This window comes from Bradyrhizobium genosp. P (assembly GCF_049949265.1).
GTDB lineage: Bacteria > Pseudomonadota > Alphaproteobacteria > Rhizobiales > Xanthobacteraceae > Bradyrhizobium.
In genome coordinates this window covers 6,944,519-6,959,789 of sequence record NZ_CP188195.1, presented here as the reverse complement: position 1 = coordinate 6,959,789, position 15,271 = coordinate 6,944,519, and the positions used below count along the sequence as shown (strand labels likewise).

Annotated in this window: 13 protein-coding genes and 1 pseudogene; 9 read left to right on the top strand and 5 right to left on the bottom strand. The window is 63.9% G+C overall.

Features of this window, described 5'->3' with window-relative positions:
* Window positions 1-35 precede the first annotated feature (35 nt).
* The 6 genes from ACP2YO_RS33275 to ACP2YO_RS33250 all read left to right on the top strand — a co-directional run bounded on the left by ACP2YO_RS33275 (window position 36) and on the right by ACP2YO_RS33250 (window position 7,614).
* Window positions 36-809, top strand: coding sequence for a TetR/AcrR family transcriptional regulator (locus tag ACP2YO_RS33275; RefSeq protein WP_426435361.1), 774 nt, complete (start codon window positions 36-38; stop codon window positions 807-809).
* The gene (locus ACP2YO_RS33270) at window positions 809-1,780 is read left to right on the top strand and encodes an ABC transporter permease (protein WP_426435360.1); all 972 of its coding nucleotides are present in this window, start codon (window positions 809-811) and stop codon (window positions 1,778-1,780) included. The genes ACP2YO_RS33275 and ACP2YO_RS33270 overlap by 1 nt, the downstream gene beginning before the upstream one ends.
* A 38-nt stretch (window positions 1,781-1,818) precedes the next feature.
* Entirely contained in the window at window positions 1,819-2,835 is a 1,017-nt protein-coding gene (locus tag ACP2YO_RS33265; RefSeq protein ID WP_426435359.1) for a sugar ABC transporter substrate-binding protein, read from the top strand.
* A gap of 68 nt (window positions 2,836-2,903) precedes the next feature.
* Window positions 2,904-5,027 (top strand): ABC transporter permease, encoded by a 2,124-nt coding sequence (locus ACP2YO_RS33260; RefSeq protein ID WP_426443371.1) that lies wholly within the window; start codon window positions 2,904-2,906, stop codon window positions 5,025-5,027.
* On the top strand, window positions 5,024-6,121 hold the full coding sequence (locus tag ACP2YO_RS33255; protein WP_426435358.1) for an SMP-30/gluconolactonase/LRE family protein: 1,098 nt from the start codon (window positions 5,024-5,026) through the stop codon (window positions 6,119-6,121). The genes ACP2YO_RS33260 and ACP2YO_RS33255 overlap by 4 nt, the downstream gene beginning before the upstream one ends.
* Window positions 6,118-7,614, top strand: coding sequence for a sugar ABC transporter ATP-binding protein (locus ACP2YO_RS33250; RefSeq protein ID WP_426435357.1), 1,497 nt, complete (start codon window positions 6,118-6,120; stop codon window positions 7,612-7,614). Before ACP2YO_RS33255 ends, ACP2YO_RS33250 begins: the two co-directional genes overlap by 4 nt.
* A 36-nt stretch (window positions 7,615-7,650) precedes the next feature.
* Here ACP2YO_RS33250 and ACP2YO_RS33245 read toward each other — a convergent pair whose 3' ends face one another.
* The 3 genes from ACP2YO_RS33245 to ACP2YO_RS33235 form a co-directional block, all read right to left on the bottom strand.
* Window positions 7,651-8,685, bottom strand: a complete 1,035-nt coding sequence (locus ACP2YO_RS33245; protein WP_426435356.1) for an LLM class flavin-dependent oxidoreductase — start codon at window positions 8,683-8,685, stop codon at window positions 7,651-7,653.
* Window positions 8,686-8,935: 250 nt separating this feature from the next.
* Entirely contained in the window at window positions 8,936-9,694 is a 759-nt protein-coding gene (locus ACP2YO_RS33240; protein ID WP_426435355.1) for an SDR family NAD(P)-dependent oxidoreductase, read from the bottom strand.
* A 49-nt stretch (window positions 9,695-9,743) separates the two neighbouring features.
* On the bottom strand, window positions 9,744-10,313 hold the full coding sequence (locus ACP2YO_RS33235; protein WP_426435354.1) for a TetR/AcrR family transcriptional regulator: 570 nt from the start codon (window positions 10,311-10,313) through the stop codon (window positions 9,744-9,746).
* Window positions 10,314-10,420: 107 nt separating this feature from the next.
* Between ACP2YO_RS33235 and ACP2YO_RS33230 the strand changes: the two genes are divergently transcribed.
* Both ACP2YO_RS33230 and ACP2YO_RS33225 read left to right on the top strand, forming a co-directional pair.
* The gene (locus ACP2YO_RS33230) at window positions 10,421-11,209 is read left to right on the top strand and encodes a crotonase/enoyl-CoA hydratase family protein (protein WP_426435353.1); all 789 of its coding nucleotides are present in this window, start codon (window positions 10,421-10,423) and stop codon (window positions 11,207-11,209) included.
* Window positions 11,210-11,397: 188 nt separating this feature from the next.
* Window positions 11,398-12,249, top strand: a complete 852-nt coding sequence (locus tag ACP2YO_RS33225; RefSeq protein WP_426435352.1) for a division plane positioning ATPase MipZ — start codon at window positions 11,398-11,400, stop codon at window positions 12,247-12,249.
* An 11-nt stretch (window positions 12,250-12,260) separates the two neighbouring features.
* Here the strand turns inward: ACP2YO_RS33225 and ACP2YO_RS33220 are convergent, their stop codons facing one another.
* A complete protein-coding gene (locus tag ACP2YO_RS33220) occupies window positions 12,261-13,814 on the bottom strand; it encodes a hypothetical protein (protein ID WP_426435351.1) in 1,554 nt (517 codons plus the stop codon).
* Between ACP2YO_RS33220 and ACP2YO_RS33215 the strand changes: the two genes are divergently transcribed.
* Window positions 13,813-13,953, top strand: coding sequence for a hypothetical protein (locus ACP2YO_RS33215; protein ID WP_426435350.1), 141 nt, complete (start codon window positions 13,813-13,815; stop codon window positions 13,951-13,953). The genes ACP2YO_RS33220 and ACP2YO_RS33215 overlap by 2 nt on opposite strands.
* 38 nt (window positions 13,954-13,991) lie before the next feature.
* Here ACP2YO_RS33215 and ACP2YO_RS33210 read toward each other — a convergent pair.
* Window positions 13,992-15,230, bottom strand: a pseudogene (locus tag ACP2YO_RS33210) (SulP family inorganic anion transporter); the annotation flags it as partial.
* Window positions 15,231-15,271: the final 41 nt, after the last annotated feature.

Sequence of the window (15,271 nt, the reverse complement as noted above, 5' to 3'; positions counted from 1 at the left end):
ACAACAAGCGTCCGGAAAAAGAATTGGGAGGCGACGTGGACCTCGCGCGACAAGCGCCGTGGCCGAACGCGTTCTCGACGGAAGTGCTTTGCGCACGCATCCTCGAGCGCCATCGGGATTCCGTCCGCGTCCGGAAAACCCGCCTCGCGGTCGCGAACCTCGCACGCATCATCAGCGCCACATTGGCCCTTTCCAACAAGCAGGGCTTTCACGCCACCACCCTGCGGCAGCTCGCCGAAGCCTCCGGCCTCAGCATGGGAGGCCTCTACACCTATTTCGACAGCAAGCCGACACTGCTCTCGATGATCCTTGGCGAAGTCGCGGCCACTGCGGTCGAAATCCTCACCGCGCCGCCCGACGAGGTGAAGACGGACGCCCGCAAGCATCTCGATTGGGTGATCGCGACCCATGTCCGGATGAGCGAGGCGATGCAGCCCTGGTTTGTCTTCGCGTTCATGGAGGCGAAATCGTTTCCGCCGGCGGAGCGACAGCGCGCGGTCGATATGGAAGTGATGACCGAAAAGATCATCGCCGACGTCATCAAGCAGGGCGTTGCGAGCGGCAGCTTTGCGACCGACGAAATCACGCTCAGCGCGTCGCTGATCAAGCCGCTGCTGCAGGACTGGTACGTCAAACGCGCCAAGTACCGCAGGCGCGGCACGTCGATCGACAGTTACATCGATGCGGTCGGGGCATTTGTTGGCGCCGCTCTGTCGAACCAGGTGCGCCCGGGAGGCGGTGCGGCGAACGGCGCCCGGTCAAGGTCAAGACAAGCGGGGCGGGAACGGCCCGGAAGAAGGACAACGTAATGAAGCGCTTTCGATTCAGCCAGCAGGAGGTCGTCTTCGCGGTCTTTGCCGTCCTGTTCCTGGCATTCTCGATCTTCCTGCGCGGCTTCCTGACGGCGGACAACATGCTCACCCTGCTGCAGAACGTGGCGGTGCTCGGCATTCTCGGCCTTGCCATGGCGATCGTCGTGATCGGCCGCGGCATCGATATCTCGCTGATCGCGGCGCTTGCCGTTCCGCCGGGTCTCGTGCTGCAACTGGTGCAGAACGGGTACTCGCTGCCGACGTCGCTGATCGCGGCGCTGTTGCTTGCGATCGCCTTCGGCCTCGTCAACGGCTGGCTCATTGCCTATGCCGAAGTGCCGTCGCTGTTCGCGACGCTCGCCACCGGATTGCTGCTGGCCGGGCTCGGCCAGGCCGCGCTGTTCCAGCTCGACGTCGTGCAATGGAGCCCCGGCATGGCGGGCTTCGAGCGGCTCGGACAGGGCACCATTCTCGGGATTCCGACCCCGATCATCATGTTCGCCATCGCCTGCGTCGTCGTCGCGTTTCTGCTGCGCCAGACACGATGGGGCGCCTACATCTACGCCATCGGCGATAATCCCTACGCCGCGCGCGCCACCGGAATTCCTTCGCGCCCCATCGTGGTGCTGCAATATGTCGTGACGGCGCTGATCGGCTGCTTCGCCGGCCTGGTGATGGCGGCGTCGGTCAATTCGATGCCGACCCGCATCTTCAACTCGACGCTGATCTACGACGTCATCCTCGTCGTCGTGCTCGGAGGCATCGGGCTATCCGGCGGCCGCGGCGGCGTCCTCAACGTCGTCATAGGCACGCTGCTGATCGGCACCATGCTCAACGGCATGACGATCCTCGACATCTCGTATGCCGGGCAAAATCTAATCAAGGGCGTGGTCCTGCTGCTCGCCGTGATTACGGACTCAGTCCTGAATCCGCGCAACGAGGAAACGGCACAGCAGGGCGACATCTAAAATCGAAGCGATAACAAACCACGACCAAGGAGGAAGCAATGAAGCGTGTTGTCAGGACTGCAAAGGTGATCATCGTGACGCTAGGGCTCGCGGCCGTCGCCGCACCGGCGCTGGCCCAACAAGGCCTGGACGAGCCGTTCCAGAAATCGTTCAAGGAGTCCCTCGCGGGAAAGACGGTGGCCTATGTGCCGGTCGCCATGAATTTCGACCTCACCGAGGGCTGGTACGCCGGCTTGAAGAAGGAACTCGAGCCGCTTGGCGTGAAGTTCGAGATCCGCGACCCCAACTGGAATACCAATGCGGGCGCGCAGGCGGTAACCTCGCTCATCTCGGAAAAGCCGGCCGTGATGGTGATCCATAACCCGGACGTGCAGACCTATGCCAAACTGCTGCAACGCGCCGAAAACGAAGGCATCTATGTCATCCAGATCAACATGGGATCGGCCTATCGCAGCTCAGGCTTCGTCGGCGCCAACTGGATCGAGATCGGCGAGAAGAACGCCGAGGCGGTGGTGAAGGCGTGCCAGGGCAAGTCCAACAAGATCGCGATTATTCAGGGCGCGCTGTCGGCGGCCACCAGTGCCTACACGCTCAAGGGCGTCGAGAACGTTCTCGCCAAGCATCCGGAGATCAAGGTGGTGTCGAGCCAGGCCGCCGATTGGGATGCGGCGAAGGCCAAGGCGATCACGCAGACCGTGCTGAAACAGAATCCGGATCTCTGCGGCATCGTGGGCTTCTGGGACGGCATGGACATCGGCACGGCAGCCGCAGTGAAGGAAGCTGGCCTGACCGGGAAGGTGTTCCTGGCGACCTCTGGCGGCGGCGAACGCAAGGGCGCCTGCGAGTTGGTGAAGTCCGGCGCCTTCGACCTCAACCTGAGCTACGACGTGCCGACGCAGGCGGCGCAGATGGCCGGCACGATCAAGTGGTTGCTGTCGTCAGGCGTGAAGGCCGGTTCGGTCAAGGGCTCGGAATACACCACGCTGATTCCGATCACCAAGGAAAATGCCGATAGCCAAACCGCGTGCTGGAATCTCAGCGATATGAAGAAATAGCCGCGACGAGACGTCCCGGGCTGCTTTGCGCCCGGGACGTCATGCCCCGAAATTCGAAGACCGATGGAATGCCGATGCGCGACACCCTGACGAGCCTGCGCTACCGCTACTGGCCCGATCACCTTCTCGGCGAGATCCTGTCCAAGCGGTGGACGGAGACCGCAATCCCGGTCATCCTGCTGCTGCTCATCGGCTTCGCGCTCAGTCGATCCATCGATCACTTCCTGTCGCCGGCGAGCCTGGCTGATACCGCGCGCCAGGCCGGAGAGATCGGCTTCATCGGGCTCGGGATGGCGCTGGTCGTCATCGTCGGCGGCATCGATCTGTCGGTTGGCTCGACGTTTGCACTCACCGACTTCTGTGCCCTGTATCTTCTCGACGTGCTGGGCTGGCCGGTTCCGGCGGTGGTCGCGGCCACGCTCGTCTTCGGAGCGTTGCTCGGTGCCGTCAACGGCGTCCTGATCGGCTATCTCAGGCTGCGTGCCTTCATCACCACGCTGATTACGCTGATCATCTATCGCTCGGCATTCGATCTTCTGATTCAACGCTATTCCAACGACATCGCCGCGGCATTTCCCGATATTCCGTCATGGAATTTCATCGGCGGCGGCGACGTCTTCGGCGTCCCCAGCGTCGCGATCGTCTACATCGTGATCGTGATCTTCGGCCATATCTTCATGACGCGGCTGCGTCCCGGCTGGCACATCACCGCGATCGGCGGCTCGCGCCGCTCGGCCTACAATTCCGGCATCCCGGTCCGCCGCACGATCGCACTCTGCTATGTCGCCAGCGGCGTACTGACCAGCATCGGCGCGCTGTTCTTTGCGGCTCGGCTCGGCACGGTCGGCGGCGACATCGGTGTCGGCCTCGAGGTCATCGTGCTGACCGCAACCGTGCTCGGCGGCATCACGCTCGGCGGCGGCAAGGGGTCGGTCGCGAAGTCACTGGTTGGCGTGCTGATCGTCCTGCTGATCACAAACGGCCTGACGACGATGAACGCGCGGGGCGGCATCAACCGCATGGCGCTCGCCGGCATCCTGCTGATTGCCGCGATGGTCGATATCCGCTGGCAGAAGAACCGCACCCGCATCATCAGCAAGGTCTACGTCGCGCCGACCTATCACGCGTTGCCGCCGCCGCCGGCAACCGAGATCGGCGCGGGCGGACCGTTCGAACAGAACGACAAGCTGCGCGACGTGACCCTGATCGGGCTCGGGCGGATCGAGGCGCCGGAAGACGTCATCCTCGACCGCCACGACAATCTCTATGCCGGTTCGCGGCATGGCGACATCATGCGCTTTCTCGCCCCGGACTATGAGAAGATGGAAGTGTTTGCCCATATCGGCGGCCAGCCGCTCGGCATGGCCTTCGATCGCGAAGACAATCTCTATGTCTGCATCGGTGGGATGGGACTGTACCGGATCAAGCCTGACGGGACGGTCGAGAAGGCGACCGACGAGACCAACCGCAGCATGCATTCGGTCAACGACGACTCTAGGCTTCGGCTCGCCGACGACCTCGACATCACCGACGACGGGCTGATCTTCTTCTCCGAGGCGACCGTGCGCTACGAGATGGACGAGTGGCCGATCGACGGCCTTGAAGCGCGCGGCAACGGCCGCATCATCTGCTATGACACAAAGACGCGCAGCACGCATACCGCATTACGCGGGCTCAAATTTCCCAACGGCATCTGCGTCGCCAGCGACGGGCAGTCGATCCTGTTCGCCGAGACGTTCGGCTGCTCGATCAAGCGCTACTGGTTCGAAGGCGCCAGGAAGGGGACGGTCGAGGTCGTAATGGATAATCTGCCGGGCTATCCCGATAACATCAACCTCGCGTCCGACGGGAACTATTGGCTCGCCCTGGTCGGCATGCGCAGCCCCTCGCTTGATCTCGCCTGGAAGATGCCGGGCTTCCGCCGCCGCATGGCCAAGCGCGTGCCGGTCGACGAGTGGCTGTTCCCGAACATCAATACCGGCTGCGTCGTCAAGTTCAACGAGCAGGGCAAGATCCTCGAATCGTTCTGGGACCTGCGCGGCGCCAATCATCCGATGATCACCTCGATGCGCGAGCACCGTGGCTATCTCTATCTCGGCGGCATCGCCAATAATCGCATCGGCCGCTACAAGCTCGACGGCGCCGATCCAAACTTCGTGCAGTATGACAAGCGATGGGGGAAGCTGTCTTGATCGCCGCTGTCAGGGAGTTCGCCAACCGCTTTCTCGGCCGCGGCGAAGCGACCATCACCGTGCCGTCGTTCGACGGGGCACTGAAGCCGAACCAGAAGCTGGAAGCCGCCGAGACGCTGTTTTCGTGCGACGCGCCGGAAGATCTCGCAAGCGCCGGCGGACGGCTGTATCTCGCCGACGGAAGGCGTCTGCTGCGTCTCGACGAGAGCACCGCAACCGAGCTGCGCACCTTCGACCAGCCGATCTCGGCGCTCTGTGCGCTGCCCGATGGTGGGCTTGCGGTCGCGCTTGCGGGCCGCGAGGTGCGTCTCTATTCCGATCCAGCTTCTGGCGAGGCGACCGCGACCTTTGCTGATCCCGCTTTCAACGCCATCAATGCGCTGGCGCTTGCGCCCGACGGCACGCTGATCGCAACGGACGGTTCGGCGAGTTGTGGCGTCGACGACTGGGCGCGCGACCTGATGGAGCTGAACCGTAGCGGCCGGGTCTACCGGCTCGATCCCAAAAGCAGATCCGTGACCCAGGTCGCCGGACGGCTCGGCTATGCCTTTGGCGCCTGCGCCGCGAGCGACGGCGTCTTCGTCAGCGAGAGCTGGCGGCACCGGTTGATGCTGATCGCGCCGGATGGATCGAGCCGGGTCGTGCTCGGCCATCTGCCGGTCTATCCGTCGCGGCTTTCCAGGGCTTCGGGGGGCGGCTATTGGCTGACGGCGTTCACAGCGCGCACCCAACTCGTCGAATTCGTCCTGCGCGAGCCGGCTTTTCGCCGCCGTATGATGGCGGAGATTGATCCCAGCTATTGGGTGGCGCCGCGGGTGCGCTCCGGTCAGTCGTTCAAGGAACCGATGCAGGGCGCGCACATCAAGACGATGGGCGTCATCAAGCCGTGGGCGCCGCCGCGCTCCTATGGCCTTGTCATCCGCCTCAGCGAAGAGGGCGTGCCGCTGTATTCGCTGCACAGCCGCGTCGACGGCGTCAATCACGGCATCGTCGCGGCGATCGAATCCGGCACCGATTTGGTGATCATCGCCAAGGGGCCTGGGCGGGTCCTGAGATTGCCGCTAGCTGCGCTCACGGAGGAATTCGGCGCATGAGCGACATTGTGCTGTCCCTGAGCAAGGCGACCAAGCTCTATGCGGGCGTCCCTGCCATCGAGCAGGTCGATTTCGACCTCCGCCGCGGCGAAATCCATGCGCTGGTCGGCGAGAACGGCGCCGGCAAGTCGACGCTGACCAAAATCATGGCGGGTGTCGTGACGCTGACATCGGGAACGATGAGGGTCGACGGCACCGAGTTCGCGCCGAAGACCCCGCTGGAGGCGCGCAATCTCGGTATCGCCATGGTGTTCCAGGAGAACAGTCTGGTGCCCACCATGACCGTGGCGCAGAACCTGTTTCTGGGGCAGGAGAAATTCTACAACCGCCTGCGCGGGATTTATATCTCCGCGCAGCAGTTCCTGCAGTCGCTCAATTTCGACGTGACGCCGACGGCGACCGTCGGCGCGCTTGGCGCAGCCAAGAAACAGATGGTGGAGATCGCGCGAGCGGTCCTGCACCGCGCCAAGGTCATCATCTTCGACGAACCGACAGCATCGCTCACGCCGGAAGAGAAGAAATACTTCTTCGACCTGGTTCGCGATCTGAAGAAGCGCGGCGTCTCGATCATCTTCATTTCGCATGCGCTCGAGGAAGCGCTGCTGCTCGCCGACCGGATCACGGTGCTGCGCGACGGCAAGCATGTCGTGACTGATGACGCGGCCAAATTCGACCGGGCGGCAATCGTCCAGGCGATGGTCGGGCGCGATCTCTCCAACACGCTCTACGGCGCACGCAAGGATCGCGTCCGCGCGCCCGGTGCGCGCGTTCTGACGGTGCAGAACCTGAAGATGGCGCCGATGGTGAAGAACAATTCGCTGTCGGTGTTTGCCGGGCAGATCACCGGTGTGTTCGGCCTCGTCGGGGCGGGCCGCACCGAAACTTTCAAGGTCGTCGCCGGCGTGTTGAAGCGGGATTTCTTTCACGGTGGCGAAATCCTGCTGCATGACAGGCCCGTGCGGTATCGGGTCCCGGCGCCGGCGGTCAAGGCCGGCATCGCCTACGTCACTGAGGACCGAAAGGTCGAGGGCTTCTTCGAGACCGCCTCGATCGCGCGGAACATCTATCTCGGCCTGCTAGCCAAGTTTCCGAACGGCCGCATGCTGGTGTCCTCGCGCGAGGCCAATGCGGTCGGCAAGACCTGGATCGAGCGTCTCAACGTGCGCGCGATTGGTGACGAGGTGAAAGTGGTCGAGCTCTCCGGCGGCAACCAGCAGAAGGTCGTGATTGCCAAATCGCTGGTGCAGGAGCCCGAACTGATCATCTTCGACGAGCCCACACGCGGCGTCGACGTCGGCGCGATCGTCGAGATTCATGAATTGATCAACCGGCTTGCCGACGAAGGCAAGGCCGTCGTGGTCATATCATCCTACCTGCCGGAGATATTGGCCTTGTCGGACCGCATTCTCGTCTCGCGCCAGGGCAAGGTGGTGGAGGAGTTCTCTGCGCTCGAAGCCACCGAGGAAAAGATCATGTATGCGGCGATCCACTGATGCGGGCGCACCAGTGAACCGCCGGGGTTTTACTTTTCACGACGCGAGCATCTCGCGCACCATCGGCACCACCTTGCGGCCATAGAGCTCGATGCTCGTCATCAGCTTCTCATGCGGCAGGGGTCCGGCCGAGTATTTCAGCTGGAAACGCGCCAGCCCGAGCGCCTTCACGGTGGTGGCGATCTTCCGCGCGACGGTCTCGGGCGAGCCGACATAGAGCGATCCGTGATCGGCTTCCTGCACGAATTCATCGCGCCCCATCGGCGGCCAGCCGCGCTCCTTGCCGATGCGGTCGCGCATGACCTTGTGGTCGGGCCACAGCTCTTCCCTGGCCTGGGTGTCGGTCTCGGCAACGTAGCCCGGCGAATGCACGCCGATCGGCTGCGGCGCGCGGCCGAGCTGCTGATAGGCGCGCTGGTGCAGGTCGACATAGGGCGCAAAGCGCTTGGGGTCGCCGCCGATGATGGCGAGCATCAGCGGCAAATCGTATTGCGCCGCGCGCACCACCGATTCAGGGCTGCCGCCGACGCCGATCCAGGTCTTCAGCCTGCCGTGCTCGACCGGTGGATAGACCGACTGGTTGTTCAGCGGCGGGCGCAGCTTGCCCTGCCAGGTCACCGGCTCCTGCTTCAGCAGCTCGGTGAAGAGGTCGAGCTTCTCCTCGAACAGCTCGTGGTACTGACGCAGGTCGAAGCCGAACAACGGAAACGACTCGGTGAAGGAGCCGCGGCCGAGGATCACCTCGGCGCGGCCGTTCGAGACTGCGTCCACGGTGGCGAAGCGCTGGAACACCCGGATCGGATCGTCGGAGCTCAGCACGGTGACGGCAGAGCCGAGGCGGATGTTCCGGGTCCGCGCGGCGATCGCGGCCAATACGATCTCGGGAGCGGAGATCGCGAAGTCGGCGCGGTGGTGCTCGCCGAGCCCGATGAAATCGATCCCGAGTTCATCGGCCAGCATTGCCTCGTCGACCACGTTGCGGATCACTTGCGCATGCGGCAGCGGCGCGCCGACGGCGTCTCTCGTGACGTCGCCGAACGTATCGAGCCCAAATTCGAGAGAGGTGGTCATCGCTCAATCCAGTTGTCGGTGTGGCGCAATCTACGCCATGCGCCTCCAATCTGCGCGGATCACGGGGGCGACGCCTGCGAGGCGACGTCCGCAAGCCTGCGCAGTCGAGGCTTCGGTTGGGATCACCCGAAACTAATGGCTGACCACGGCCGGACAAGGATACGCCGTGAAACGCTGGGTTTCCGTGTCTGGCAGACTGGTCAGCCCGCTCGGAGGCGGTCCGGATCGACCACAAATCGGCGTCGCGGCGTCAGAATGACTCCGCCCATGGGCGCAGATCGAGCTCCAGCGTCCACGCGCTGCGATGCTGGTGATGCAGCACCCAATAGGCATCCGCGATGGCGGCGATATTGAGCAGCCCATCCGGCCCGCGGTCGTCCTTCAATTGCGGGCGCAGGCTGAGAAGCCGATCGCCCTCGATGCCGCCATCGACCACGACATGGCCGACGTGAATGCCCTGCGGCCCGAATTCGCGCGCAACGCTCTGCGCCAGCGCGCGCAACGCAGCCTTGGCCGAGGCGAATGGCGAATAGTTGGCCTTGCCGCGCAACGAGCCGCTGGCACCGGTGAATACCAGTGTGCCGCCGCCGCGCTTGAGCAGCGCCGGGATCGCGGCCTGTGCCAGATGGAAACCACCGAGCGCATGCTCGCGCCAATGTTCCTCGAAGCGCTGCTCGCTGACTTTCAGGAACGGCGCCGGCCGGTTGGAGCCTGCATTGTGCACGGCCATCGCCAGCGGCGCGAGCCTCTCGGCAAATTCGACGAAGCGGGCCGTGTCGGCCGCCGTGGAGGCATCGCCGACGATTTGCGCGATCGTCGCGCCGGTCGCGGCAAGTTCGGCCGCGGTGGCTGTAAGCTTCTCGGCGTTGCGACCTGCAATCGCGACGGGATAGCCGCCCGCGGCAAAGCGGCGCGCGATCGCGGCGCCGAGGCCATTCGATGCGCCGACACCTGCGATCAACACGCTTCCCTGCACGGCGTTTGGCTCAAGGCCAGATCGATCGTTCATGGCTCACTCCGTCAACTTGGCGTCAATTTGACCCGCATTGTGGGCAAAATCATTGATCCGACGCCATCGCGATAATGCCGTCCCGGACGGTACGCAGCACGGCATCGGACCGCCTCTGGTCGGTGATGACCCGCGAGATCGCGAGCGCGCCGATCATCGCGCTGACCGCCATGATCGCCTGTTCATCGTCTTCATCGCCGAGTACGCGCGCGACCTTGGCGATGAATGCCTCGATATACGGTTCCATCACGGCGCGACACGGCTCATCCGCGCGCCCGACGTCCGAGATCAGCGCGGCCATCGCGCAGCCGGACTTGCGGGAGTCGCGATGCGTGCGGCTGAGGTAGCTCCGGGCCATCGTATTCAGACTGACCGGCTTATCGGGGTCGCGCGACGCGTGCGCAGCGGCTTCGCCGGCGGCCAGCGCCTGCTCGAGCGCTTCCGCGATCAGGTCCGAACGCGACCCAAAGTGCCCGTAGAAGCCGCCATGGGTGAGATTCACCCGTTGCATCAGGCTGCCGATGCTCAGCGCATCGAGGCCCTTGTCGCGAATCTCAGTCGCGGCCTCGTTCAGAATGCGCTCGCGGCTCCTGGCCTTGTCGGCCTGGGAATGACCCATCTCGCGTAACCTCGGCAGTTTGACTCTGGATTAGCATTATGACCATCATGCATATGGATGACAAGTATCATCCAGAATTCAACCAGTCACAAACGTGGGAGGAACCGATGTCAGGCAGCGCAAGCGAGGGGCGGGTCCGTCATGAACGGCATGACCACATCCTGAAGATCGTCATCGACAATCCCGCCAAGAAGAACGCGTTCAGCCCGGAGATGATGGCGGAACTGTCCGACGCGCTGACGCTGCTCGACGGCGACGACGGCCTCTGGGTCGGTGTGCTCTGCGCCGCCGGAGACAATTTCACCGCCGGTCTCGACATGCCGAAATTCTTCGGCCCGACCGCGACGCGCAAGCCGTTGCCGGACGGTAATATCGATCCGTTCGGATTAGCGAAGCGGTGCCGGAAGCCAATCATCACCGCGGTGCAGGGCATCGTGTTCACTGTTGGCATCGAGATGATGCTGGCCGGCGACATCGTCGTCGCCGCAGACGACTGCCGTTTCTGCCAGATGGAGGCGAAGCGCGGCATCGCGCCGCTGGCGGGCGCGCATTTCCGCTACATCAGCCGTGCCGGATGGGGCGACGCGATGTATCATCTGCTGCTGTGCGACGAGTTCTCGGCGGCTGAGGCGCATCGCATTGGTCTGGTGCAGGAGGTCGTGCCGGCGGGACAACAGGTCGAGCGTGCGATGGCGCTGGCCGAAATCATCGCGCGTAACGCGCCGCTCGGCATCCAGGTCACCAAGGAGGCGGGCCGCAAGTTCATCGAAGCGGGTGAGCAGGCGGCGATTGCGGTCATCCCGCAGATCCGCGAACGCGTGCTCAACACCGCGGATGCGGCCGAGGGCATCAAGTCGTTCGTGGAACGCCGCGCGGCCGTGTTCCAGGGGCGCTAGATTCCAGCTTTGGGGTTGTTCACGATACGTGCACTGGTTGTGGTTGTGACAATGATGTCGCAGCCCATATTTCGATCATGACGATGTTGCAACGACTCTTGTCGAGATTCGTCGAATCAGCGAGAATTTGATTCGCTACCGAATTCAATTTCGTCCTGCTTTGGCTCAAGCGTCCGGTCTGGAAACGCATGACAAGCGCACGTGTAATTGTCGTAGGAAACAACAAGGGCGGCTCCGGCAAATCGACAGTTGCCATGCATGTCGCCATTGCACTGATCAAGGCGGGTCAGCGCGTTGCCACCCTCGATCTCGACAACAAGCAGAAGACGCTCACCCATTACGTCGACAACCGGCGGGATTGGGCGCGCGAAGCCTCGCTCGAACTTGGCGTCCCGACGCATATGTGCTTCGAGACCGTGAGTGGCAGGACCAGCGAGGTTGAGACGCTCGGGCGTAGCGCGCTGGCCGAGATCGTCGAACGGCTCAGCCGTTCACACGATTTCGTCGTCATCGACGGTCCCGGTCACGACACCTACCTGACCTCATTTGCCCACTCGCTGGCGGATACGCTGATCACGCCGTTGAACGACAGCTTTCTCGATTTCGACGTGCTCGGCACCGTCGATGCCGAGTCCTTCAAGGTCACAGGCATCAGCCATTACGCGAAGATGGTGGAGCAGGCGCGGCGCCAGCGCAGCGCCCACGACCAGCCGGCATTCGATTGGGTGGTGCTGCGCAACCGGCTGTCCACGCTCGGCTCGCGCAACAAGCGCCTCGTTGGAGAAGCCCTGAGCGAACTGTCGAAGACGCTGAATTTCCGCGTGGTCGATGGATTGGCCGAAAGGGTGATCTTCCGCGAGTTCTATCCGCGCGGATTGACGGCGATCGACGACGCAAGTCAATTGGCGCGTGGCGCGCGGCCGACAATGTCGCACGTCACCGCCTGGCTCGAGATGGAGCGGCTGATGACGGCGATCATGCTCGGTCACTTGGTGGCGCGCTCACCTGACACGTCGGACGCCGGCCGCGACGCCGCATAGGATATCGACCACTACCGGCAATTGGCGTTCTCAGCCTTGGCAACGGTCAGGAAGCTGATCGTTGCCGGTGCGACCGTGATCGTCCCGGCCGCGGTTGCTTCACCTTTGAGAGCCGGGAATTGATCCGCAGGCCCGAGCGCCAGTGTGGTTCGGTTGAGCTGGACCGAGCCATCGGCGAGATTTTTGTTCGACAAGGTGTAGCGTTGCGATGTGGCCGGGATAGCCAGCTCGTGCGGCTTTTCCCGATCAATGTTAATAACGAGCAAGGCGACGCCGCCCGGAATATCGCGCGCGCAATGCGCGTAGATGTGAAGACCGGGTCGTGGCGCAATCCCGGCATCCAGAACGGTCGTGCCCATCAGCCGACGCCACAGCAGCGCGCCCCAATAGTTCGGCCGCGGCAGGTGGGTCCGCTCGTCGAGCAGGCCATAGTCGCTTGCGGCGATGGTGTTGTGCATCACCACCTGAACGCCTGCCCTGGCAAGCCGCCCGAGTTGATCGACGTAGCGGAATGTGTCGATGAAAGTTGCGGCCCAGCGATCGCCGCCGCACGCGGTCTCGGCGGTCTCGGTCAGCCAGATCGGCTTGTCCGGCGCGAAGCGATCCCGCAGTGCGCGATAGAAGGTCAATGTGTCGTCGGTTCGCGCCAGCCAGTCGTCCGACAGTGCGGCCTCCGGCGTGCGATCACCGCCGCACCGTGCCGAGAGAGCACCATAGTGATGATAGGAGACCGCATCAACGTCTGGTGCGGTGGCGGCAAAGAGACCCTTTACATCGGCGCCGCCGCCGACGGTGCCTGGGCCAAGCACCATCACATCAGGCGCGGCCTGTTTCATGAAGTTGTGGAACGCGGTGAAGTCTCGGCCGTAGGCGGCAACGTCGTATCCCTCGGGCGCGCCGCCGATGGCGAGGAGATCCGGTTCGTTCATGAACTCGGCGGCGGCGATATGTCCGCCGATGGAACGAGTGAAGGCGAGAAGGCGCTGCGCCCGGTCCGGTGTCCAGTGGCCGTTCGCGTCCCGCGTCCCGGCGCTGATCGCAAATGACGTGACGATCGATGCATCGACCGCGCGCGAGAAATCGATCACGCTTTGCCATTGCTGTCGCGTCAGGATGCTCTTGAAGCCCGCCGGCGGCACCGACGGTGGTGTGTCGGAATCCGCAAAGAAGGTGCTATTGGCCCAGGTTCCGCTGACGCGGAGATAGGCGGGAGACAGGGCCGCAGCGAGCTTGCGCAGCCTGATGTCGTGGAGATCGAGCGGGGAGCGTTCCGCGAACCGATCGACTTTCTCGTCGGCAAGCGCGCCCGTTGCTGCGTAGGGCTTCCAGAACCGGCCACCGGTCACCTCGACCATCTCGATGTTGTAGGACTGGAAACGCGGGTCGACGACGGCAATGCGCGGCATGTTCGCCACGTCCAGCGACAGCTCCGCCGCGCACGCTTTCGCGCCAACGAAGCCAACCAGGATCAAGGCAACGCCGCACGCGAAGCGTCGGAACGGATCAGTGCAGCCATGATCGTGCACGGGTCTTCGCAACGTCCGGACTCCGGTTCGTTTCAGCATGCCGCCGCGGTCTCCTGGAATCAACGCAGGAGTAAATGGCGCTGCGAGCGACCGGACTGCAGCCCGCTGGCGCTGGCGCTGGAGCGGCGAGCGTCGCGCCGATCTCGGCTTCGAACTGGTGCTGCGCGACAGCGATTAGCTCTCGTCGGGCCGCCGCCAACGGTCGATGGCCGCGAACATCGCGGCGAGCAGGCACCCTGTAACGATACCGAACGTCAGGTCCTTGAACACGGTCAGGGCAAAGGCCGGAATCAACCCCGCTGCCCCGCGCCAGCCGACGATCAGCTGCAGGAATGCTTCCTTCTCCGCCATGTACCAGCACACCACAACCAGGACGCCGGCGAGCGCCGAGAGCGGGATATAGCTCGCGAGCGGCGCGGCCAGGACCATGAACGCGAGCAGGAACGCGGAATGCATCATGCCGGAGAGAGGGCTGCGTGCGCCGGCGCGGACGTTGGTTGCCGTGCGTGCGATCGTGCCAGTGACACTGATCCCGCCGAACAGCGCCGAGGCGATGTTGGCAATCCCCTGCGCCACCAGTTCCATGTTGGAGCGGTGCTTGCGTCCGGTCATGCCGTCGGCGACCTTTGCCGAGAGCAGGCTTTCGACGCCGCCGAGGAGCGTGAAGGAGAGCGCGGCCGGAAGGATCTTTAGCAACAGGCCTGACGAGATACCAGGCAAATGCGGCACCGGCAGGCCGCGCGGAATCTCGCCGAAGCGGCTGCCGATCGTCGCGATCGGCAGATGCAGCAGTAGCGTGGCGATCGAAGCCAGCACGACGGCGATCAGCATCGCCGGCCATGCCGGCCGCCACGCGCGCAGTACAAAAATCAGCGCAGCCGAACCGGCGCCGACCGCCAGCGCCGACCAGTTCAAGGTCGGAAGCGCGTGGGCAAGGGCTGCGAGCTTCTCCAGAAACGGTCCGGGCTCGGTGCCGGCGAAGGTCAGCCCGCCAAGATCCCGCAACTGGCTCGCCAGGATAGTGACAGCGATACCGCAGGTGAACCCGACGGTGACCGGATGCGGGATGTAGCGGATCAGCGATCCGAGTCCCACCGCACCGATCAGCGTGAGCATCAGGCCGGAGACCAGGACGGTAAGCAGCAGCCCTTCAACCCCGAACTGTGCGACGGTCGCCGCGACCAGGACGATGAAGGCGCCGGCCGGTCCGCCGATCTGAAACCGGCTGCCGCCGAGCGCCGAGACAAGGAAGCCGCCGACGATCGCCGTAAACAGCCCGCGTTCCGGCGTCACGCCGGAGGCGACCGCAATCGCCATCGACAGCGGCAGCGCTACCACCGCAACCGTCAACCCGGCCATCACGTCGTGGTGGAAAGCAGCCAGCCCATAACCCTCGGTCAGCGTGGTGACGAGCTTGGGCCGATAGAGATGCGCCGTGGAAGAGCCGTCAGGCATGGTGATAACCGAGCGAAAGGGGTTTCGGAAACACTATGGCA

Coding starts and splice junctions, on each gene's coding strand:
- ACP2YO_RS33270 (WP_426435360.1), top strand. CDS start 809: ATGAAGCGCTTTCGATTCAGCCAGCAGGAGGTCGTCTTCGCGGTCTTT.
- ACP2YO_RS33265 (WP_426435359.1), top strand. CDS start 1,819: ATGAAGCGTGTTGTCAGGACTGCAAAGGTGATCATCGTGACGCTAGGG.
- ACP2YO_RS33260 (WP_426443371.1), top strand. CDS start 2,904: ATGCCGATGCGCGACACCCTGACGAGCCTGCGCTACCGCTACTGGCCC.
- ACP2YO_RS33250 (WP_426435357.1), top strand. CDS start 6,118: ATGAGCGACATTGTGCTGTCCCTGAGCAAGGCGACCAAGCTCTATGCG.
- ACP2YO_RS33245 (WP_426435356.1), bottom strand. CDS start 8,685: ATGACCACCTCTCTCGAATTTGGGCTCGATACGTTCGGCGACGTCACG.
- ACP2YO_RS33240 (WP_426435355.1), bottom strand. CDS start 9,694: ATGAACGATCGATCTGGCCTTGAGCCAAACGCCGTGCAGGGAAGCGTG.
- ACP2YO_RS33235 (WP_426435354.1), bottom strand. CDS start 10,313: ATGGGTCATTCCCAGGCCGACAAGGCCAGGAGCCGCGAGCGCATTCTG.
- ACP2YO_RS33230 (WP_426435353.1), top strand. CDS start 10,421: ATGTCAGGCAGCGCAAGCGAGGGGCGGGTCCGTCATGAACGGCATGAC.
- ACP2YO_RS33225 (WP_426435352.1), top strand. CDS start 11,398: ATGACAAGCGCACGTGTAATTGTCGTAGGAAACAACAAGGGCGGCTCC.
- ACP2YO_RS33215 (WP_426435350.1), top strand. CDS start 13,813: ATGCCGCCGCGGTCTCCTGGAATCAACGCAGGAGTAAATGGCGCTGCG.
- ACP2YO_RS33220 (WP_426435351.1), bottom strand. CDS start 13,814: ATGCTGAAACGAACCGGAGTCCGGACGTTGCGAAGACCCGTGCACGAT.